This window comes from Undibacterium sp. Di24W (assembly GCF_049340325.1).
Classification (GTDB): Bacteria; Pseudomonadota; Gammaproteobacteria; order Burkholderiales; family Burkholderiaceae_D; genus Undibacterium.
The window spans coordinates 90,734-113,076 of record NZ_JBMPOP010000011.1; the positions used below are offsets into that span (position 1 = coordinate 90,734).

Annotated in this window: 18 protein-coding genes and 1 tRNA gene; 4 read left to right on the forward strand and 15 right to left on the reverse strand. The window is 45.7% G+C overall.

What is annotated here, in order from left to right; genetic code table 11:
* Positions 1–11: 11 nt before the first annotated feature.
* From ACO0KZ_RS19480 to ACO0KZ_RS19540, 13 genes are all read right to left on the reverse strand, one after another.
* On the reverse strand, positions 12–2,357 hold the full coding sequence (locus tag ACO0KZ_RS19480; RefSeq protein WP_422998311.1) for a TonB-dependent receptor plug domain-containing protein: 2,346 nt from the start codon (positions 2,355–2,357) through the stop codon (positions 12–14).
* Between the two features lie 175 nt (positions 2,358–2,532).
* Positions 2,533–3,846, reverse strand: a complete 1,314-nt coding sequence (locus tag ACO0KZ_RS19485) for an ABC transporter permease (RefSeq protein WP_422998313.1) — start codon at positions 3,844–3,846, stop codon at positions 2,533–2,535.
* 100 nt (positions 3,847–3,946) lie between these two features.
* A complete protein-coding gene (locus ACO0KZ_RS19490) occupies positions 3,947–4,894 on the reverse strand; it encodes an ABC transporter ATP-binding protein (protein WP_422998315.1) in 948 nt (315 codons plus the stop codon).
* A 254-nt stretch (positions 4,895–5,148) separates the two neighbouring features.
* Positions 5,149–6,669 (reverse strand): amidophosphoribosyltransferase, encoded by a 1,521-nt coding sequence (purF, locus tag ACO0KZ_RS19495; RefSeq protein WP_422998317.1) that lies wholly within the window; start codon positions 6,667–6,669, stop codon positions 5,149–5,151.
* A 104-nt stretch (positions 6,670–6,773) separates the two neighbouring features.
* Positions 6,774–7,262, reverse strand: coding sequence for a CvpA family protein (locus ACO0KZ_RS19500; RefSeq protein ID WP_422998319.1), 489 nt, complete (start codon positions 7,260–7,262; stop codon positions 6,774–6,776).
* A 92-nt stretch (positions 7,263–7,354) separates the two neighbouring features.
* Positions 7,355–8,428, reverse strand: a complete 1,074-nt coding sequence (locus ACO0KZ_RS19505) for an SPOR domain-containing protein (RefSeq protein WP_422998321.1) — start codon at positions 8,426–8,428, stop codon at positions 7,355–7,357.
* An 88-nt stretch (positions 8,429–8,516) separates the two neighbouring features.
* Entirely contained in the window at positions 8,517–9,833 is a 1,317-nt protein-coding gene (gene folC, locus ACO0KZ_RS19510) for a bifunctional tetrahydrofolate synthase/dihydrofolate synthase (protein WP_422998323.1), read from the reverse strand.
* A gap of 157 nt (positions 9,834–9,990) precedes the next feature.
* Positions 9,991–10,863, reverse strand: coding sequence for an acetyl-CoA carboxylase, carboxyltransferase subunit beta (gene accD, locus ACO0KZ_RS19515; protein ID WP_422998325.1), 873 nt, complete (start codon positions 10,861–10,863; stop codon positions 9,991–9,993).
* Positions 10,864–11,030: 167 nt separating this feature from the next.
* Complete coding sequence (gene trpA / locus ACO0KZ_RS19520; protein WP_422998327.1) at positions 11,031–11,828, reverse strand: tryptophan synthase subunit alpha; 798 nt, start codon at positions 11,826–11,828, stop codon at positions 11,031–11,033.
* 248 nt (positions 11,829–12,076) lie between these two features.
* On the reverse strand, positions 12,077–13,357 hold the full coding sequence (trpB, locus tag ACO0KZ_RS19525; protein ID WP_422998329.1) for a tryptophan synthase subunit beta: 1,281 nt from the start codon (positions 13,355–13,357) through the stop codon (positions 12,077–12,079).
* Between the two features lie 17 nt (positions 13,358–13,374).
* Positions 13,375–14,058 carry a phosphoribosylanthranilate isomerase gene (locus ACO0KZ_RS19530; RefSeq protein WP_422998331.1) on the reverse strand — a complete coding sequence of 228 codons (684 nt, stop codon included), beginning with the start codon at positions 14,056–14,058 and terminating at the stop codon, positions 13,375–13,377.
* A 154-nt stretch (positions 14,059–14,212) separates the two neighbouring features.
* Positions 14,213–15,520: an isocitrate lyase gene (gene aceA, locus ACO0KZ_RS19535; protein ID WP_422998333.1), complete on the reverse strand. Its 1,308-nt coding sequence runs from the start codon at positions 15,518–15,520 to the stop codon at positions 14,213–14,215.
* Positions 15,521–15,836: 316 nt separating this feature from the next.
* On the reverse strand, positions 15,837–17,093 hold the full coding sequence (locus ACO0KZ_RS19540; RefSeq protein WP_422998335.1) for a YihY family inner membrane protein: 1,257 nt from the start codon (positions 17,091–17,093) through the stop codon (positions 15,837–15,839).
* A gap of 279 nt (positions 17,094–17,372) precedes the next feature.
* Here ACO0KZ_RS19540 and wrbA point away from each other — a divergent pair, with 279 nt between their 5' ends.
* The 4 genes from wrbA to ACO0KZ_RS19560 are packed head-to-tail and all read left to right on the forward strand — an operon-like array spanning position 17,373 to position 20,313.
* The gene (wrbA, locus tag ACO0KZ_RS19545) at positions 17,373–17,981 is read left to right on the forward strand and encodes an NAD(P)H:quinone oxidoreductase (protein WP_422998337.1); all 609 of its coding nucleotides are present in this window, start codon (positions 17,373–17,375) and stop codon (positions 17,979–17,981) included.
* A complete protein-coding gene (locus tag ACO0KZ_RS19550; RefSeq protein ID WP_422998339.1) occupies positions 17,978–18,382 on the forward strand; it encodes a DUF2069 domain-containing protein in 405 nt (134 codons plus the stop codon). The genes wrbA and ACO0KZ_RS19550 overlap by 4 nt, the downstream gene beginning before the upstream one ends.
* A gap of 24 nt (positions 18,383–18,406) precedes the next feature.
* The gene (locus ACO0KZ_RS19555; RefSeq protein WP_422998341.1) at positions 18,407–19,813 is read left to right on the forward strand and encodes an FAD-binding oxidoreductase; all 1,407 of its coding nucleotides are present in this window, start codon (positions 18,407–18,409) and stop codon (positions 19,811–19,813) included.
* Positions 19,814–19,821: 8 nt separating this feature from the next.
* On the forward strand, positions 19,822–20,313 hold the full coding sequence (locus ACO0KZ_RS19560) for a hypothetical protein (RefSeq protein WP_422998343.1): 492 nt from the start codon (positions 19,822–19,824) through the stop codon (positions 20,311–20,313).
* Between the two features lie 481 nt (positions 20,314–20,794).
* Here the strand turns inward: ACO0KZ_RS19560 and ACO0KZ_RS19565 are convergent.
* Positions 20,795–20,871 (reverse strand) — tRNA-Arg (locus ACO0KZ_RS19565).
* A 109-nt stretch (positions 20,872–20,980) separates the two neighbouring features.
* Positions 20,981–22,318, reverse strand: coding sequence for a phosphoglucosamine mutase (gene glmM, locus ACO0KZ_RS19570; RefSeq protein WP_422998345.1), 1,338 nt, complete (start codon positions 22,316–22,318; stop codon positions 20,981–20,983).
* Positions 22,319–22,343: the final 25 nt, after the last annotated feature.

The following is a 22,343-nucleotide window of genomic DNA, read 5'->3' on the forward strand; positions in this document are numbered from 1 at the left end:
AAATCCTCAGACTAAAGCTTCAACTCCAAACGCAGATTAAATACTGTGTAGGTTTTAGAGCGGTTGCTTTGCAAGTAATGCACGCCACCTACATACACAGTGGTGCCATTGACCGAATCATTCGCTTGTAAATTACTGGCAGATAGGCGAATTTTTGCGTTTGGGGACAATTTCCATAAAGTGTACACGTCCAACTGGCGCTTTATTCCATAACTGCTGGTTTGCGTATCGCTAGTCTGGTTTACATAGGCTGGCGTCCAATTAATATTCCCCCCCATACTCAACGGCAAACCACTCACGCGATAATCCATACCTAAGTTGGCGGTTTGGGTCGGTTGCTGGTCGAGTCGATTGTTAGGACCTTTGACATCATCAACATTTGACCAAAAACGACTGTAATTAGTTCGCAAATCAATTGCCGGTCCCTCAGGGAAAAATTCCTGAGTCTGAAACTTCGCTTCTAGCTCTATGCCTTTTGCGAGGGCGTGACCAATGTTGATCGGTGAATTCACCCAGCGCAATTCGTTACCTACCTTTACCTGCTCAGTACGTCGACGTATCAGGTCATCGATGTTTTTGACGAATAAATTGACGCTCATAATCCCGGCACTTTTCAGATAGTGCTCATAAGCGACGTCAATACCACGCGATAATTCAGGCTTCAAATTAGGATTACCGGTACGATCAGGACGCGTTGGTCCATTCAAGGGTGAAATTGCAGGCACAGCAATCACATCATTCAAAGAAGGCGCGCGATAGCTACTGGTCAAGCCCATACGAATCTGATCTTTTCCAAAATCAGGAATTCGATACACCGCGTGCACAATAGGACTAAACACACTGGTCGAATTATCGACAATATAGTTGGACCGGCTGCTGTGCGTTTTAATACCTTCCCAGCGCAGACCAGCATAGCCAGACCACTGTGCATTAATATCAATTTCATTTTGCACCCAAGCCGCCACACGGCGCGTCGAAGCATCTAAGTTATCACCAGAATCGCTAAACTGCGGCCTGCCATTGTCCAAAGAAACACGCTTTTGCTCGCGCTGACTGTTTTCGATATCCCAGCCTGCTGCCAGATTTTGCTTGTCACCAACTGGTGTTGTGTACTTACCGCCCGTGCTAAATGAATTATCTCGAGTGTTATTTACATCAGTAATGACATTCAATTGATTGCCATTACTAGCATACTGTGTGCGATAACTATCGCTATTTGAACGTCCTACACCGCCACCAATTTTCAGAGTTAGTTTCGCAGTATCCTCGAATCGATGCTGATAATTTGAATTAAAACGGAAGAAAGTAGAATCAGAATTTCCGTTTGAATTAGCCGACGCCACTGGCGCGAGATGAGTCACAGGATCTGGCAACTCTGGTGTCTGTGTAATTGCAGAACTCGTGCGTGAGTGGCTACGTGAAGTCATCAAAAACGGTTGTACCGTTAAATTATCACCACTCTCAAATTTATAGCTAAAACGAGGCGTAAAATGAATCCCACTAGACTCACGTTTGGTTTGATCAATTTGATCTTGCACCAATTGAATACGGCCGTCATCGGCCTGTTCAATTCTTTGTGAGGTGCCATAATCGTTCTGTCCATTCTTAAAAATGGAAGCGCTCAAAGCATAGTTTAATTCGCCTAACTGACCTGGGTAAGTGATCGATAGATTTGGTGCCACTCGACCTTGTTCCATACCTAATGACAATTTCAAATCAACGTCTTTAGGATGGTATTCTTCACGTAAAACAATATTGATCGTGCCAGCAATCGCCTGTGTACTAAACTCAGCAACGGGGCCGCGCATGACTTCGATCCGTTCCACTTGATCCGGTGATAGTGACTCCATAGAGAAACCACGTGGCGGGCGTTCACCGTTCAATAAAATTTGTGTATACCCGCCCCCCATACCGCGCATGCGGATATCACCACCACGTCCCGGACGACCACCTGTCGTCACGCCAGGTAAGCGCTTCAAAATCTCACCAACGCTAGAATCACCATCTCGATCTAGTTCTTCGCGGCCTACAATGATTTTTCCAGCGATAGAGTTGCGGCGTAAATCGATGTCCGATTGCTTGGAGCCATTCACCGTGACTTTTTGTACGACTTGGGAATTCTGTTCTGGTGCAGCTTTTAATAACGCAGCATTTTTTTGCGCACTGGCTTTGCGCATGGAGTCCAAGGCTTTTGCTTTTTCCTCGGGATTTTTTGTTTCTTCTTTACTTTTCTTAGTTTGCTCTTCCTGCGTTTTGTTCGTGTTGACAGTTTCACTTTGCGCCTGAGCGCTTTCAAACACGAACAAACTACTAACGGCAAGCGCGACAGCACTCAATTTAAAATTTGGCGTAATCATTATTTTTCTTGGGCTTTACTAAGAATGTGAAAATGGCGATAGCTAGTCGAAACTGCGCTGTCGCCATTATATTTTTAATTCCTAGCCATGTTGCCAAAATCACTTAGTCAATTTTGTATGAATTTGAAACAAGCAGCCGATTACTGTTACTTAAGGATACGTGGATAATTAAAATTTAATGTTGTTCTTTGTTTGCGTTAAAACGCCATAATGCCAGTACAGAAAACAAAGCTGTAAAAGCTAACAACACACCAACATTGGGCAAAGCCGCATCAAAACCCAAACCACGCCAGGTCATCGCGTCAAATCCATCCACTGCCCAGCGCGTTGGTATATACAATGTGATACTTTGCAACCATTGTGGAAACATAAACGAAGGTACCCAGGCACCGCCTAACATCACCATAATCAAAGTAGCAAAAATCGAAATACCGCGTGCCGCTTCCGGTGTCTTACCAAACGCTGCGATTAACAAACCAAAACTAGCTGTCATTAGGGCAAAACTGAGCGCAACTACAGCCAAGCCTAGCATGCTTCCCAGTATCTGCACCTTAAACACAGTGACAGCAACCACATAAATAAGAGCCGTCACAACAAAGGCAATCAAAGCACAGGACAAAGCTCGCGCCACAATCAAAGTATTGAGTCCTATTGGCGCTGCCAACAAACGCTTCCAAATACCTTGCTTACGTGCCAGCAAAACCGAAATTCCCGCATCAATAGCCATAAACAAAATAAACTGCACGATCATGCCGGCAAATGAGTGGGCATAGCCATTGTACTGACCATGAAGTGCATCGCTTGCCACCATCGCTTGTTCATGTGTCGTGAACGGCATGCTTAGGCCAGCCTTTGTTGCTGTATTGCTTGGTTCACTGGCAGCCATCCGTGAGTTTTGAAATTTTCTATAACTCACGAGAAATTCAGTCAATTCTTTGTCTCGTGGTACCACCTTTGCATCGCTTTGCTTTTGCGCCAACTGCTCCAAACTTTGATCAACAAACTGACCACCCGCCTTGCCTGAAAACATTTCACCGCTCACGCTCTGCATCACTTGTTGTGTCAGCATGCCCTTCACCATCGCCAACATCGCATTCTGCGAAGGGTCAAACAACAGCCTTAATTCAGGCTTGGCTTTAGCATTAAATAGGGCAGCGCCTGCAGCCTCGCCAAATCCCGCGGGCAAGATCACAGCGACGCTCAGCTTACCTTTGCGCACCGATTCTTGTGCTTGCTCTAAAGACAGTAGCTTAATATTCAAAGCACTCTCTGCCTGCAAGCCAGCAACAATATTTTTACTAATCAAATGGTCATCTTGCTGTACCACGCCGATTTCAATCTTAGCCGTTTCTTGCTTGCCACTACCACCAAAAATGTAGCCAAAAAAAGCTGCTAGGACTATGGGCATCATTAAAGTCAACAATAAGGCTCGCTTATCATTCACAAATAAAATCAGGTCTTTTCGAATTAAGGCGATTAAGGGAATCATAATGAGTCATCCGTATCTATATATATTGGAATTTGTACTTAAGTTCATATTAGGATTTATATCGACGCAAGTTTCTGTTGGAACTGGCAGTTCGATTTAACTAGTCACGCAGACTGCGTCCAGTCAAAGTCAAAAAGACGTCTTCTAAATTCGTTTTGGCGGTTGCAAAATGCAAGATCTGAATACCTTCGCTTTGCAAATAATTGAGTAGGCCCAATGCATGTCCACCATCGTTCAATGAAATGGCCAGTTGCAGATCTTGGTCTTTACTTTCTACCTTAATCACACCAGCTTGCTGCTGCATTTTTTGCAGTTGTTGAGCTGTCAGTGCCTGCGCTAACTGAAGCTCTAAGGCCGCTTGCGCTGGCAAACGCTTGAATAAATCTACAGGACTCTCGTTCGCTATCAGTTTGCCATGATCGATAATGACAATATGATCGGCTAATCGCTCCACCTCTTCCATGTAGTGACTGGTATAGATCAAAGAGCGACCTTGTGACTTCAACAGTTCCAAAGCATCAAAAATCGCATTGCGGCTTTGCGGGTCAACCCCAACTGTAGGTTCATCTAAGATTAATAATTCTGGCTCATGCAGCAGCGCTGCAGCGATATTCAAACGACGCTTCATACCACCTGAAAACGTCGCAGCTTTGTCTTTTGCGCGATCTGAAAGACTCACCAACTCCAAGACCGCATCACAACGAGTTTGCAATCGATTACCCGATAAACCATATAAAGCGCCAAATATCTTCAGGTTTTCGCGAGCGGATAAATCTTCAAAAAGAGCAAGATCCTGCGGTACTAAACCGAGCTTCTGTTTCGCCTGATTATTCCCAGCACTCATTTCCTGTCCGGACAATTTCACGCATCCCCTATCAGCTTGCAATAAGCCACAGATGATATTAACGGTAGTAGATTTACCAGCGCCATTTGGCCCCAAAAGACCGATAGTTTGACCTTGGCGAACCGAGAACGACACCTCATCGACCACTTTGCGCGCGCCAAAAGATTTTGTTAATTGTTGTACTTCAAGCAGAATATCGGCCATGCTGTTTGCTCCATTGCGGTCGTAAATTTAATGCAACTCACTTTAAAAAGCTTCGTCACCGGATGAAGACTATTCTGAAGGAAAAGCTTCACTTTAAATAGAACAATTTGCCACGACTTTAGTATGACAAATGTCACCTACTTGCTCATAAATTCGAGCATTCGTGACTCCATGACGAAAAAAAACCAGCAATCAATATGACTGATTGCTGGTTTTTTTATGTTGAGCACTGATGCAGCTGCATCACTCTGGATTTAATCTGCGCTATGCGACAAATTCAAGTTCAGCTGAGAACGCACCATATCTTCTTTATCTGGGCGAGAACCATTGCGAGCTGCCTCTAATCGATCCAGATATTCTGGTGTCACATCACCGGTAATATACACACCATCGAAGCAAGAAGCTTCAATACTCTTCAACACCGGATTCGCATCGGAAATCGCGCGCTTCATATCGTCAACATCTTGGTAAACCAAGGCGTCAGCCGTAATTTCACGGCAAATCTCTTCTTGTGAACGACCATAGGCAATCAGTTCACTGCGTGTTGGCATGTCAATACCATAGACGTTAGGGAATTGTACTGGAGGCGCAGCAGATGCAAAAATCACTCTACGAGCACCGGACTCACGTGCCATCTGCACGATTTCACGACTTGTCGTTCCGCGAACAATAGAGTCATCCACCAACAACACGTTTTTGCCTTTAAATTCGGAGGCAATCGCATTCAATTTTTGACGTACAGATTTCTTACGAATGGCTTGCCCTGGCATCATAAAGGTACGGCCAATATAACGGTTTTTGATGAAACCTTCACGGTAATCCAGGTTCAAACAGTCCGCTAATTCCATCGCCGAAGGACGAGATGAATCTGGGATAGGCATCACGACATCAATATCACCTTGTGCGAATTGGCTACGGATTTTTTCCGCTAAATATTTACCCATATTCAAACGCGTTTGATATACCGAAGTACCATCAATCGTTGAATCTGGACGTGCCAGGTAAACATACTCAAATGCACAAGGATTTAAGCTAGGATTTTCTGCACACTGTTCGCTATACATATTGCCATCGAGATCGATAAAAATCGCCTCACCGGGAGCGACATCACGTTCAAACTTAAAGCCAGTGCCTTCCAGTGCGACGGATTCACTCGCCAGCATGTATTCGACGCCCTGATCAGTTTGCGCCGTTCCTATGCATAAAGGGCGAATACCGAACGGATCACGGAAGGCCAACAATCCATAACCAGCAATTTGTGCTACGACAGCGTATGAACCGCGTACACGACGGTGCAAGATCGATACCGCACGGAACATCGAAGCAGGATCCAGGGAATAACCGCTCACCACTTCTTGAATCTGATGTGCCAAAATATTCAACAACACTTCCGAGTCGGAGTCTGTATTCAAATGACGGAAATCATTTTTGAATAATTCGATTTTCAATTCCGCTGCATTGGTCAAGTTACCGTTATGCGCGAGCACGATACCAAACGGTGCGTTGACATAAAATGGTTGCGCCTCTTCTTCACTGGTAGAACCAGCGGTTGGATAACGCACTTGACCGATACCGATATTGCCCGGCAAAGAACGCATATTGCGGGTACGAAACACGTCACGCACCAAACCATTCGCTTTATGCATTGCGAATTTATTGCCATGACTAGTCGCGATACCTGCCGCGTCCTGACCGCGATGCTGCAAAAGCAACAAAGCATCATAGATCAATTGATTAACGGGATTTTTTGAAACTACGCCGACGATGCCACACATGGTGGACTCCTAAAAAAACAAAAAGAAAACGATAAAAAATAAAGCGAATTACGAAAACCAATTGCGCGGTTTTGCTGTCACAGCAAAATATCCCAACTTAACACTCACAACCTGACATGCTGAGTGACAGAGCCGGGCAAAAAAGGAATTACGGTTCGAACGGCCGCTACCGCGACCGGACTAAGTAAAGCATCACGCCAAAATGCTTGCTGAGGAATCGCAGTCATGCCACAGACCAGCACCACCGCCATCACAATCACGCAACCACGCGCCAAACCGAATAAACCTCCAAGACCGCGATCAGCCAAATTCAAACCTGCAGCTTTAATCATGGCGTCCACTGCACGCATCAATAAAGCCATCAACAATCGCACACCGATGAACAAGGCAAGGAAGGCAACGATCATACGTGTCAATTGACCTGGAATCACATCCGGCAACCAGCCTGCTACCGTACCGCCAAATGCATTAGCAACGACTAAGGCGACGATCCAACTGATCAAAGACAAAATTTCTTTCACCAAGCCACGCATAGTGCTGATCACTACAGAACAAATAATAATGAACAATACAATGTAATCAAATAAGGTCACGAATCTATCCGCTCTATGGTTTCTATGGCAAATCTAAATAATGGAACTTCATCACTCAATACTCTTTAGGCTTCTTATTTTTTGCAAGCCACTTAGTTTGGCAATAATGTACCGTTCAAACCTAACTTCACCAATTTAGCCCGCATTTTTTCGGCTTCCGCCTTATTCGCAAAAGGGCCAACCCGAATACGGCTGACTTCACCAGTTTTAGTCGTAATCTTTTGCGTGTACGAATTGATGTTTGCCGCTTTCAATTTGACCTGTAATTCACGAATTTTTTCAGGTGAGTTCAAGGCTGCGACTTGCACGGTAAAACTACCTGCGGCATTAGCGGTTTGAGGCGTAGGTTTTGTTGTGTTTTTTAATTCGTCAGGGGGTAGTGCACGGCCTTCCAATAACGCGAGCGCACGTGCAGCGTCATCCTTATTTTCTTTCTTCACGTCTGTCTTAGTTTCGGCCTTTGTTTCAGCCTTAGCATCAACTTTCGCTTCCGTTTTCTTCACCACGTCCTGCGTTACTTTGTTGGTAACAGGAGGCAAATTCGGCATAACTGTCTTGTTGATAGCGCCGCTCTCAATTTTCTTATCTGAAATTTTTTCTGACGATTTTTGCGCGTTCGCGCTCTCAACCTTCACCACATTGCGCGTATCATCGAGTTTAGCAACCGCGGCGGTTTTCGGTAATGAGACAGGAACAGTAGATGTCACAGGCGCTGCGACGATCTCTTCTGTTTTATCTATGCCTTGAACCAATCCAGCGTCACTCGCAGGCACAGTAGAATTACCGCCAACTCGTACTGGATTGGTTGTCGCTAAAGGCGTGTCTTTCGATGGAATTTCTATGGAGATTTTTTGACTACCCGGCTTAGGTTCAGAATCGAACACCATAGGCAAAACTATAATTGCGGCTAATACCAAGGCGACAGCACCAATTAAACGTCGACGTGCACGTTTTTTCTCTGGCAAGTCGGCGCCATCACTGCCATTCTTACGACTATTAGTAGGGCGTTTATTGGTTTTCGCGGCTCTGCCACGGCCAGTAGATTCAGAAGCGGCCAGACTTTCTTCTTCGGAACGGGAACGAAATTCACCACTAACCTGATCGTCAGCGATTTCTGTGTCGTTTTTCTTCTTGTTGTTTTGCTTAAATAGCGAGTCCAGGCTCATAGCAAATTTCTGTTTTATCTCAAGCTGATTTTAGTAAAAACATCTGAAAAAACACACTTACTGCTGTATTCTTTTTTGATGTTGACAATCAAGAACTGGCATTTCTTCTGGCTCGCATTACACCTGCAACCGTTAAAAAAGAACCGAAGACCACTATTCTATCATTTTCCCCCGCTTTGCTCAGCGCAAACGCATAAGCTTCTTCGGGTGAGATGAATTTTTGCAAACTGTGCTCTTTATCTTCCAACACACCGGACACTTCAAGAGATTGCGCCAATTGATCTGCAGAGGCAGCGCGCGGCAAAGGCAAATCACAGACACACCAGTGATCGACTTTTCCCTTCATATGAGCGATCACACCAGGGATATCTTTGTCTAGCATAGAACCGAACACGGCATAGGTATAGGCATGGAAACCCATGCTATCCAAACTTTGCGACAATGTGGCCGCAGCATGCGGATTATGCGCAACATCCAATACTACTGACGGACGTCCAGGTAGAACCTGAAAACGTCCAGGCAAATCGACCATGACCAAGCCGGTACGCACCTCTTGCGCACCGACCGGCAACTGATGTCGCAAAACTTCCAAAGCAGCCAAAACGGCGGACGCATTCAACAGTTGATTAGCGCCGCGCAAACTAGGATAGGCCAAGGAATTACGGCGCTGTTCGCGACCACCAAAATTCCATTGTTGTTTATCCCCGTTGTAATTAAAGTCACGTCCAAACAAACGCAAATCAGCACCAATTGCCTCAGCGTGATCAATCAAACTTTGCGGTGCTTGCGGATCACTGCAAATGGCGACTTTACCGCTGCGGAAAATACCGGCTTTTTCAAATCCTATCTTCTCACGCGTATCGCCTAGATAATCAACATGATCAATATCCACACTAGTCACTATCGAGACATCGGCATCAATCACATTCACAGCGTCAAGACGACCGCCCAAGCCCACTTCCAAAATCACGACATCGAGATTTTGACGTGCTAATAATTGGCAGATCGCCAAAGTCGTAAATTCAAAATACGTAAGGGAAACATCGCCGCGCGCGGACTCGACTTCTTGAAAGGTACTGACAAATAATTCGTCGACAACAGGTATGCCGTTAATACGAGCACGCTCATTAAAATCGAGAAAATGGGGCTTACTATACAGCCCCACTTTATAGCCAGCTTGCAGCAAAATTGATTCCAGCATGGCACAAGTGGAACCCTTGCCATTGGTCCCCGCCACCAGAATAACCGGACAATTGTAGTGAATGCCCAGCTTTTGCTTGACCTGCATCACGCGGTCCAGACCCATATCGATTTCTTTGGCGTGGCGCTGCTCAAGCAATTTAAGCCAATCAGCCAGATTGTTTGGCTGGTTCGACGAGGCGGGATTCACAATATTGGATGACATAATTAATTAACTTAGTGATGTTGTAAGTGACGTTATTTGTTGCGTTATTAGTGTGGGCGCTACTAAAACTGCGCAAACGATCAATCTGAAATGAAAAGAGCCTGAAGATTTTGCCTTTTCAGCAAATATCTTCAGGCTCCGTAATCGCGTCCAAAAATTAAGAAACCGCTTCGACTGGTTGATTCTGCAATAAAGCCATTAAACGCGCTAACTCCTCACGCATTTTACGACGATCAACAATCATGTCGACAGCGCCCTTTTGAACCAAAAACTCTGCTCGCTGGAAACCTTCTGGCAATTTTTCACGCACGGTATTTTCAATCACACGCGGACCTGCGAAACCAATCAAAGCCTTAGGTTCAGCGATTACGATATCCCCCATAAAGGCAAAGGAAGCGGACACGCCGCCCATAGTTGGATCAGTTAAAACCGAAATAAACGGTAATCTTTGTTCTGTCAGCTTGGTCAACATGGCTGTCGTTTTTGCCATCTGCATCAAAGACAATAAACCTTCTTGCATACGCGCACCGCCAGTGGCAGTGAAACAAATAAACGGCACTTTTTGCTCCAAAGCTGCTTGTACGCCGCGTACAAAACGCTCACCGACGACGGAGCCCATAGAACCACCCATAAAACCAAACTCGAAGCATGCAACCACAGCGGGCACTGACATGATCGAACCGCCCATCACAATCAAAGCGTCGGTTTCATTGGTGCTATCCATAGCATCTTTGAGACGCTCCGGGTATTTTTTACTGTCTTTGAATTTCAAAGTATCGACTGGCAAAACCTCTTGACCAATCTCATAGCGACCACCGGTATCGAGCAAGGCATCGAGGCGTTCACGCGCGCTGATACGCAAGTGGTGATTACACTTGGAGCACACATGAACATTTGCTTCTAAATCGGAACGGTATAAAACGGCTTCGCAAGATGGGCATTTGACCCATAAGCCTTCAGGCATGGAACGGCGGTTAGCCGTTTCGGAACGTTGAATACGTGGGGGAAGTAATTTTTCTAACCAACTCATAGCTCTCTCCTCATATCTATTTGATCAATTTGCATTCATCAAACGGGGCGCACTCTTCTGAGAGTGCAGCAATTGGCGCGTATTCTATTCTATTTCCGCGCCAATTGCGACTCAGATGGCTAATTGACAATCATCAAAACCATAGTTTTCGATAACGGTATGTCAATTTAATTATCAAGAGCACTACGAATACCGGTGATAAAACTTTGTACTGCCGCCACAGCTTTCCCTCTTGGCGTATTTTCCAGCTCTTGAATAATGCGAGAACCAATCACTACCGCATCGGATACTGACGCAATTGCCTTCGCAGTCGCTCCATCACGAATGCCAAAACCCACACCGACAGGTACATTCACGTGCTTCTTGATACGCGGAATCATCGCTGCCACCGCGTCCAAATCGATCGCTCCAGAACCAGTGACGCCCTTAAGAGAAACGTAATACACATAACCAGTCGCGATTTTACCGACCTGTGCAATGCGTTCGTCAGTCGAGGTCGGCGCCAGTAAGAAAATCGTGTCCATGCCGTTTTTGTGCATATTTTCTGCGAAATACTCACACTCTTCTGGCGGATAATCGACCACCAAGACACCATCTACACCCACATCGGAAGCTGCTTGTATAAATTGCTCCTGCCCCATACGTTCTATGGGATTAGCATAGCCCATCAAGACAACAGGTGTAGTTTGATTCGTGGTGCGGAATTGCTTGACCATTTCCAATACATCACGCAGACCAACGCCTTTCAGCAAAGCACGCTCAGAAGCACGTTGTATGACAGGGCCATCCGCCATAGGGTCGGAAAACGGTACACCAAGTTCGATGATGTCAGCACCACCTTCGACTAAGGCGTGCATCAAAGGTAAAGTTAATTCAGGATCAGGATGACCCGCGGTGATAAATGGGATCAGACCTTTTTTGTTATTTGCTGCCAAGGCAGCTAAACATGCTTGAATTCGGGACATAATTTTTTAAAGTCATAAGTTAATCGAACACAGATTTATCACTCGCACGAAACAATTTATTCGAAGTCATGCTGAACTTGATCCCATAGGCGTCAACTTTAGTTTTGATGCTAGAAATCTGTGCTTTTAGCCCCTTCCCCTTCAAGGGGAAGGTTGGGATGGGGATGGGTTTTGGTCTAAATCTTTGAGATTTTGTCGCAAAATTTAAACCCATCCCCACCCTTGCCCTCCCCTTGAAAGGGAGGGAATTAGGTAAACTTCAGCCCAGCTCGTTCCGCGACAGTATGCATATCCTTGTCGCCACGCCCAGACAAATTCGCCAACACGATCTTATCCTTAGGCATGGTCGCAGCCAATTTCGCGGCATAGGCTAGAGCATGACTCGATTCCAAAGCAGGAATAATCCCTTCGATACGACAACAATCATGGAAAGCTTTCAGCGCTTCTTCATCCGTAATGGTCGCATATTGCGCTCGACCAGAGTCTTTTAGCCATGCATGTTCAGGACCTACACCTGGGTAATCGAGACCCGCAGACACTGAATGCGTTTCAATGACCTGACCGTTTTCATCTTGCATCAGATAAGTACGGTTGCCATGCAACACACCTGGCGATCCCGCCGTTAAAGACGCAGAATGCTTACCCGTCTCCAAGCCCTCACCCGCTGCTTCAACACCAATCAACTGCACCTCTTTCAAGTCGATGTAAGGATAAAAAATCCCCATCGCATTTGAACCGCCACCGACACAGGCTGTGACGACATCAGGTTGACGCCCCGCCACTTCGGGCATCTGCCATAAGCATTCTTCTCCAATCACCGATTGAAAATCGCGCACTAACATAGGATAAGGATGTGGTCCTGCGACGGTGCCAATAATGTAGAAAGTGTTATCCACATTCGCAACCCAATCACGCATCGCTTCGTTCAAGGCATCTTTCAAAGTTTTAGAACCTGACTCCACTGGCACGACAGTCGCGCCGAGCAATTTCATGCGATACACATTTTGCGCCTGACGTTTCACGTCTTCTGAGCCCATGTACACCACGCATTCCAGACCAAAACGAGCGCAAATGGTAGCCGTCGCAACACCATGTTGACCCGCACCCGTCTCTGCAATCACGCGAGGCTTACCCATACGTTTTGCCAACAAAGCTTGACCGATGACGTTATTGATTTTGTGTGCACCAGTGTGATTCAAATCTTCACGCTTAAAATAAATCTGCGCACCACCCATGATTTCAGACCAGCGTTTTGCATGATAGATCGGCGATGGGCGACCGACGAAATGTTTGAGCTCGTAACGAAATTCTTCTAAAAATTCCGGGTCATGCTGATATTTGGCGTAAGCGTCCTTCAACTCATTCAAAGCATGGGTCAAAGTTTCTGAAACAAAGGTCCCGCCATACATGCCAAAATGGCCTTTGGCGTCGGGGAAATTATAAGTGGCGGAATGATAAATCGCTGCTGGCGCTTGACCGCCTACTGATTGACGCTCGAAGTGGGCGTCAAGAGATGATAATTCTTTCATGAGAATTCCTTGGAAAACTAATTTTGATTGTCCTGCATGCCATCGGCTAAGCGCACTGCTTGCAAAAACGCTTGTACCTTAGCTGCATCCTTCACGCCTTTTGACAGTTCGACACCACTACTGATGTCCACTGCAAACGGCCGTACACCCACAACTGCGTCAGTCGCGTTTTGTACGCTCAAGCCACCACTTAAAACGACCCGAGGCGCGAGTTCTTTTGGAATGAGAGACCAATCAAAAACCTTTCCACTACCACCGAAACTATCTACGAAAGTGTCAAGCAACAAGCCCTGAAACAAAGGACTGACTGCTTGATATTCAGCTTCGCATTCTAACAAATCTGCCGCGCTTGTGTCAGGTTTTACCCGAAAAGCCCGGATAAAAGGCCGGTTCACTGCACTGGCGATACGATGGCACTCTTGCGCAGATTCATCACCATGGAATTGCAATAACTGTATAGGGGCTAGTTTAATGACGGCTTGTAGCTCCTCAAGGCTGGCGTTCACAAACAAACCCACCGAGGTCACAAATGGTGGCATCGCGGCAATCAAGGGTGCCGCAGCTTCAGGCGTCAGGGAACGCGGGCTTGGTGGGTAGAATACAAAACCGAGTGCATCCGCGCCTGCATCGACCACAGCACGCAAATCCTCTAGTCGCGTGATTCCGCAAATTTTTATTCTAGTTTTGTTAGGCAAAGGCATAAAACACAATCTTTCAAATATTTACTGTCAATTTTTCTTCAATCGAAATACTAACCTATCAAGCCTTTTTTCGCGCCCAAATCCAACTATTAACAAAAAAAACGGTAGCATCTCTCAATGCTACCGCTCTATTTCAAACCAATGCTAACTAAACTTAAGCCACTTTCTTAGCATCAAAAAATTGCTCATCCTCAGTAGAACCATGCAAAGCCGTCGTTGAAGACTGACCTTGTTGAATCACCTGAGTCACCGCATCAAAGTAACCAGTACCCACTTCACGTTGATGTTTGACCGCAGTAAAGCCCTTCTCTGCTGCTGCAAATTCTGCTTCTTGCAATTCGACGAAAGCTGACATCTGACGACGTGCGTAGCCGTGTGCGAGATTGAACATGCCGTAATTCAATGCATGGAAACCTGCCAAAGTGATGAATTGGAATTTATAACCCATTGCGCCCAATTCTTTTTGGAATTTAGCGATGGTTGCGTCATCCAGATTTTTTTTCCAGTTAAAGCTTGGTGAGCAGTTATAGGCCAATAATTTGCCTGGGAACTTGGCGTGAATCGCATCGGCAAATGCTTTGGCAAATGCCAGATCAGGTTTACCTGTTTCACACCAAATCATGTCGGCGTATTCTGCGTAAGCTAAACCGCGAGAGATGGACTGTTGCAAACCTGGATGAGTTTTGTAGAAGCCTTCCACCGTGCGTTCGCCCGTCAAGAATGGTTTGTCGTTATCGTCGATATCTGAAGTAATCAAATCAGCAGCTTCAGCATCAGTACGTGCCAACAAGACTGTGTGTGTACCCATCACGTCCGCCGCCAAACGTGCTGCATTGAGTTTTTCTACAGCTTCACGCGTTGGCACCAAAACTTTGCCACCCATGTGACCGCATTTCTTTACGGATGCCAATTGATCTTCAAAGTGGACGCCTGAAGCACCTGCTTCGATCATGGCTTTCATCAATTCGAAAGCATTCAATACACCACCAAAACCAGCTTCAGCGTCAGCAACAATCGGCGCGAAGAAATCAACATCGCCAGAGCCTTCAGACCATTGAATTTGATCTGCACGAGTCAACGTATTATTAATTCGCTTAACGACCAATGGTACCGAATTGGCTGGGTACAAAGATTGATCTGGATACATTTCGCCAGCGACGTTTGCATCACCCGCTACTTGCCAGCCAGAGAGGTAAATCGCTTTCAAGCCCGCTTTAACCTGTTGCATCGCTTGATTGCCGGTCAAAGCGCCGAGTGCATTAACGAATGGCTCGTTATTGACCAAGTCCCACAATTTCAAAGCGCCCGTTCTAGCGATCGTATGTTCAACTTGCAAAGAGCCACGCAAACGCACCACATCTTCTGCAGTGTAATTACGTTTGATACCTATCCAACGCGGGTTGGTATCCCAGTCTTTTTGGATTTCTGCAATTTGCTGTTCGCGTGTGAGTTTTTGCGTCATGGTAGTTCTCCTGTTGTGATTGCTGCGGTTTTTAAATCAGTGCTTAAAAAAGTGTTCGTCCTTGAGATCTATAGTAGGACAAACCTTGCAGCGCAACAATGTCTTATATAAGACATAGGAGAAATATTTTTAACATATAAATCAATAGCTTACGATTTACATTTCATGATGCAAAACAACCTTCCTCAAAATGAAATAAAAATTTGGTGCAGCACATTAGAGCTTTTCACGATGTGAAATCGCTATTTCACCATGCAGGATTTACCGAATTAAATGACCCTCAATCGACTTTAGCCAAATAAAATTAAGGGCACCCTCAATGCATTAAGAAATGCTCGAACAAGCTTTCCGACATACCGTCACCAATAACGCGATGGACTTGCTTGGCCAAAGCAGAATCTGCCGTCGTATCGAACACAAAAAGTCGATAAACGTCTGCCAAACATAAAGCGGCGGGATTCATAATCAATATCCAACGCTCGGCACCCGCATCATGTTTACGCCACCACTTTGTTGGCTTGCGATTGGGCGTGTCCAAAGTGAGTCTGGCAACCCAGCCTACTTCCAGCATTTTTTCCAAAATACCTTCAATTTCATCGACACCAAAGCGAGTTTGTGCCCGCATTTCTAAGACATTCACGGACGCATTGGCATCTGAATTGCGCGCCAATACCAAGATACGTAGTAAAGCGATCGCATCTTCAAATGCACTACCCTTTTCTGGTACATGCCACCAACGTTCGTATTTGACCACGGGCAAAGAAGCCGCAATGACTGCGCCTATCAAGGTGATTAGCCATGACAGGTAAATCCAAATCAGGAAAATCGGTATTGCCGCCAGAGCACCATAGATCACGGTATAAGTCGGAAACTGTTTAACAAACACGGCGAACAAGCGCTTGGCGATTTCAAATGCCACCGCCGCAAATACACCACCCCAGGCGGCATCACGCCAATCTACGGGACGATTTGGCACCGTCAAATATAAAAGCGTGTAAGCACCCGTCGTAAAAGCAATTGAGACGCTGGTATAAAAAATCGTCCCTAACACGGGTACAGTTTTCATCAAACCATTGGTGGCCATAAATAAATTCGACGTCACACTCATGGAGATACCGATCAGCAGCGGCCCCAAAGTCACAATCGCCCAATAGACAACGATGCGCTGCACCAAAGGGCGCGACCGTTTTACTTGCCAGATTTGGTTAAAGGTTTTATCTATCATCGCCATGGTCGCAACCGCAGTAACCATTAAGACCACACCACCAACCGCCGACAAGCGTGTCGCCTTGGTCGCGAACTGCGTCAGATACCCCATCACCGTGGTGGAAATCTGCTTGGGCATCAAGCTCTGAGTAAAATAAGCTTCTAAGGAAGCCTTAAAATCGGTGAATAAGGGAAAAGCGGTCAAAATCGCTAAACCTATGGTCAAAATCGGTACCAATGCCAATACCGTCGTAAACGTCAAACTCCCCGCGACCTGGGGCAAACGCACTTCTTGCAAACGGCGATTGGCAAATTGAAATAAATTCTTCAATTGCCCCCAACTCAAACCTCGAATAAAACCACCCATACTTTACTTCCCATTTCCAACGTAACTTATGTTGCTAAGGCTTCTTGCTTGTAACTCTTTCTGCTTTCCAGACTTGCCCGAAATTGACGATCTTACTAAAACGCTCATTTTACCTAGACTTGCCTATGAAGCCTTGAAATATTTACAGTTTTCATAAATCGGACTCGAACTCAGACTCCCACTCAGGTTAAAACTTAAGCGCCAACTTATCAGCTAACTTATGCCTAAACTCAGGGCATAAACTCCCAGAGAAGGTCGAAATTCTTTATAATTCGTCAAATGAATGCACACCCTATTCCCCTCCTTGTTTTGTACTACTCCCGTCACGGCAGCACACGCCAGTTGGCTCAACTTATCGCGCAAGGTATAGAAAGCGTTTCCGGTTGTGAAGCTCGCCTGCGCACGGTACCGAGTGTATCTCCTGTGTCAGAAGCAACTGAAGCAGCGATTCCATCGGATGGCGCGCCTTATGTTGAACTCAGCGATTTCAAAGAGTGTGCAGGTATCGCACTCGGCTCACCTACTCGTTTTGGCAATATGGCTTCAGCGATGAAATATTTTTGGGACGGCACAGCAGCAGACTGGGTTTCTGGCACCTTATGCGGCAAACCTGCTTGCGTATTTACCTCAACCGGTAGTCTGCATGGAGGGCAAGAATCTACACTACTATCCATGATGCTGCCGTTAATGCATCACGGCATGTTGATCATGGGTCTGCCCTATACCCATCCGGAATTGATGTCGACCAAATCGGGTGGCAGCCCTTATGGCGCAACACACTGGTCCGGTCTGGATGGCAAAATGCCGATTACCGAAGATACCCGCACTCTTGCAATTGCTCTCGGCAAACGCCTAGCAGAGACCGCTTTACAACTACAAAAAATATGAATACGCATCAAACTTTGTTTTATCGACTCGCCTCCGCTAGTTTAATCGCCTTGATTTTGCTTTGTCTTGCTTGGGAAATGTGGCTCGCACCCTACAAACCTGGCGGTTCCATTTGGATAATTAAAGTTTTACCATTATTATTTCCTTTGCGCGGAATATTGCAAAAAAATATTTACACGATGCAATGGTCATCAATGTTTATTATGTTTTATTTCATCGAAGGCGTGGTACGCGCGATGAATGACGCGGATGGAACATCTCGGGCACTTGCTGGCATTGAGATTTTACTCAGCGTGATATTTTTTCTTAGCACGATTTACTATGTACGCCCTTTTAAAAAAATTGCTAAGGCTGCCAAGAAACAAGCTGAGGCAAAGCACGATCCAAACAACCCTATTTAGTCAATTAATCCCGCAGATCAACTAATGCAAAACTTTCTGAATCTCTGCAAATCCTCGATTGGTGAAGAAAATGTTTTGCTAAATGCCGAACAACAAGCGCCCTATTTGCAAGACTGGCGGCAACGAGCAACAGGCAAAGCTTTAGCAGTGTTAAGACCAGCAACGCCAGAACAAGTTGCCCAATTAGTGAAGCACTGCGCCAAATATCAAGTGCCGATCGTGCCACAAGGTGGAAACACAGGCCTGGTACTTGGCAGTATCCCAGATCAATCTGGTAAAGCAGTCGTTTTGTCACTACAACGACTGAATCAAGTAAGAGCGATTGACCTCGCAAACAGCACCATGACAGTCGATGCTGGCTGCTTGCTAGCGCAAATCCAAAACACGGCGGACGAGCAGAATTTACTGTTTCCATTATCACTGGCATCTGAAGGTAGTTGCACCATAGGCGGCAATCTTTCAACGAATGCGGGCGGCACTGCGGTTTTACGCTATGGGAACATGCGGGACTTGTGCTTAGGTCTGGAAGTTATCACTGCACAAGGTGAAATCTGGCACGGCCTACGGGGCCTACGAAAAGACAATACGGGATACGACTTACGCGACTTATTGATTGGCGCGGAAGGTACGCTGGGCATCATCACCGGCGCGGTGTTAAAACTCTACCCCAAACCCATTAGTTATGGCACTGCCTTCATTCGCCTCAATTCCATACAAGCGGCTGTCAGCTTACTCACTTTAGCAAAACAGCACTGTCATACTTCAATATGTGGTTTTGAAGTCATCAACCAACTCAGCCTGCAATTAGTCCACAAGCATTTCCCGCAATTTCAAAAAATATTTACTGAAGAAAGTCCCGTCTACGTATTGCTAGAACTATCGGGCAGTGACACCGAACAATCGACCTATCAACAGCTCGAACAGCTAATTGCAAGCGCTCTCGAGGCGCAAATAATTGAAGATGCAGTCATCGCCAATTCGCTGACGCAAGCCAAAAACTGTTGGGCCTTACGTGAGTCAATTTCAGCAGCGCAGGCGAAAGAAGGCAAAAATATTAAGCACGATATTTCACTCCCGATCTCTGTTATCGCCGATTTTGTCGCTGAGACAAACCTAGCTTTACAACAAGCCTTTCCTGGCTGCCGCATGGTCACTTTCGGCCATTTGGGCGATGGCAATTTACACTACAACGTGTCACCTGCTTGCAACGCCGATCACGAACAATTCCTCTCCCATCAAAACCAGATCAACCGCATCGTCCACGATAAAACACATGAATATGGCGGCTCGATATCAGCAGAGCATGGCATAGGTTCACTCAAAAAAGACGAATTGCAGCGTTATAAGTCGACTGTAGAGTTGACAATGATGCGTTCCATCAAGCGAGCACTAGACCCGCAAAACATCATGAACCCTGGAAAAATCATTTAGGAGGCAAAATGACCTATCTCGCTTTAGTGAAAACACCATTGCGTTTAAAGTTCAGCATTTTGTTGAGCGTGCTTTTAAGCTGCAGTTTGTTCGGCCTTGCCAGCTACGCCGACACACCCGCTTTCAAATGTCAGGAAAATGGCAAAACGATTTTTAGCCAGACCCCCTGCAAAGGCGTACCTTCTACTCCCATAGAAATCAAAACCAGCCAAATTCCAGAAGAAGAAACTCAACGAGCGTTAAAACGCCATCAACATCGACTCAGCGAATCCCAAAAAAACCAAAAAGCGAGAGATCGTGAGTTTGCAAAGGAAGAAACTGCAAGTCGACGTATCGCCAGCAAAAATGCCAGCAAAAAAAAACAGTGCGAGAACTTGCAAATGAAATCCAAATGGGCGAAAGAAGATCTAAGAAGCACCCAACCCAAGGGTGAAATGAAAGCACAGAAAAACTTAAAACGGGCTCAAGAACGCGCGGATTTTGTTTGTAAAAATACTTAAGGCAGATTCAATTTTAATACACTAACTATTTTTTAAGGCAAATTCGAAGGTGAAAACTAGTTACAAACTCAGAATAATTTATTCGTGCTGACAGACTACATTTAGAAAGCGATCGAATCGCTGCCAAGTGTCTTTGGTTGCATTTGATAAGACTCGCGTCTTAAACAGTAAATGTCTCACTAAAGTAAGAGCTTCGAATATTAAACCCAGATTTTCCACTAGGCGTGTCTTCGACGCTATTTGAGCGCTGGCGGCGCATTTTTGGTCATTTTTTTCGTTCTTCGTTGCAAATAGCTCGCAATTTTCGCCTCATTCACGTAAAAACTGCATCGAAAAGTGCATCCACCATCGTCTCAAATCCTATTGGAAATTCTGAGTTTAACTTGAACTTCGAACCGGAAATTCAAACAACAAAAAAATAAAAATCGCAGAAAAAAAAACCCATCAACGCAAGTTGATGGGTCTTTTTCAAGAATCTATTTGGTGCGTCGGGAGGGGTTCGAACCCCCGACCCATGCCTTAGAAGGGCATTGCTCTATCCAACTGAGCTACCGACGCACATACATTTTTAGCCCCTCAATTATTCGCTAAGGACTAAAAATCAGAAGGCTGCATCTTACAGGGTATCGCTATTAACTTCAAGAATGATTCCCAATTTGTTCAAAAATTAGCTTATGCAATTAGCCAATCGACGCGCCATATTATTAGCAATATCTGCGTCAGATGTTTCTACCATTACGCGAACTAGCGGCTCAGTACCAGATGCACGTATTAACACCCGCCCCTGTCCTAACAATTCTTTCTCAACCAAGTTTTTTTCTGCGACCATCGCCGCATTGCTTTGCCAGTCAAAGCCTGGGGTTACGCGAACATTGATCAGTACTTGAGGAAATAGCTTTAGGTTTTCAAAACACTGATCTAAAGATTTGCCATTGCGTTTTAAAGCAGACAAAACCTGCAATGCAGAGACAATACCATCACCTGTAGTATGCTTATCGAGGCACAGCAAATGACCTGAACCCTCACCTCCTAATAGCCAGCCCTGTTGCTGCATTTGTTCCAACACATAGCGATCGCCGACTTTAGCGCGGATGAAGCCAACGCCTAGTTCTTTAAACGCAAGTTCCACTGCCATGTTAGTCATCAAGGTACCAACGGCGCCAGCCACCGGACCGATGGCCATACGATCAAGTACCATCAAGTACAATAATTGATCACCGTCATAAATTTTGCCGTTTCTATCAACCATTACCAAGCGATCCGCGTCACCATCGAGCGCAATACCTAAATCGGCATGATTTGCGCGCACTGCTAGCGCTAAAGTGTCAGGTGCTGTTGCGCCAACTTTATCATTAATATTAAAACCGTTTGGTTGGTTGCCAATCGCAATCACCTCAGCACCGAGCTCGTGGAATACATGCGGAGCGATGTCATAAGCCGCGCCATGAGCGCAATCGACAACAATCTTTAAACCACGTAAATCAAGCTCATTGGGATAAGTACTTTTACAGAATTCAATGTAACGACCATTCGCGTCACGGAGGCGCTTTGCTTTACCTAGCTTGTCCGAACTGACGCATTGCATTTCTTTGTCGAGTTCGTTTTCAATCGCAAGTTCGACATCATCTGGAAGTTTTGTGCCTTGGGCTGAGAAGAATTTTATCCCGTTATCATCATAAGGATTATGCGACGCAGAAATCACTACGCCAGCAGATAAACGTAGGGCGCGAGTTAAATAAGCAATGGCCGGCGTCGGCATCGGTCCAGACAACATGACATCTACTCCCGCCGCAGCAAAACCAGCCTCTAGTGCAGCTTCCAGCATATAACCGGAAACGCGAGTGTCTTTACCGATTAATACCGTCGGTCTCGCATGGGTAGCAGTGTCCAACTGTGCTAATACTTTACCTGCTGCATAACCGAGACGCATAACAAAATCAGGCGTGATAGGGCTAACGCCAACTTTGCCACGAATGCCATCGGTACCAAAATATTTACGAGACATGTTTTTCCTTTCTTATTTTTTTATT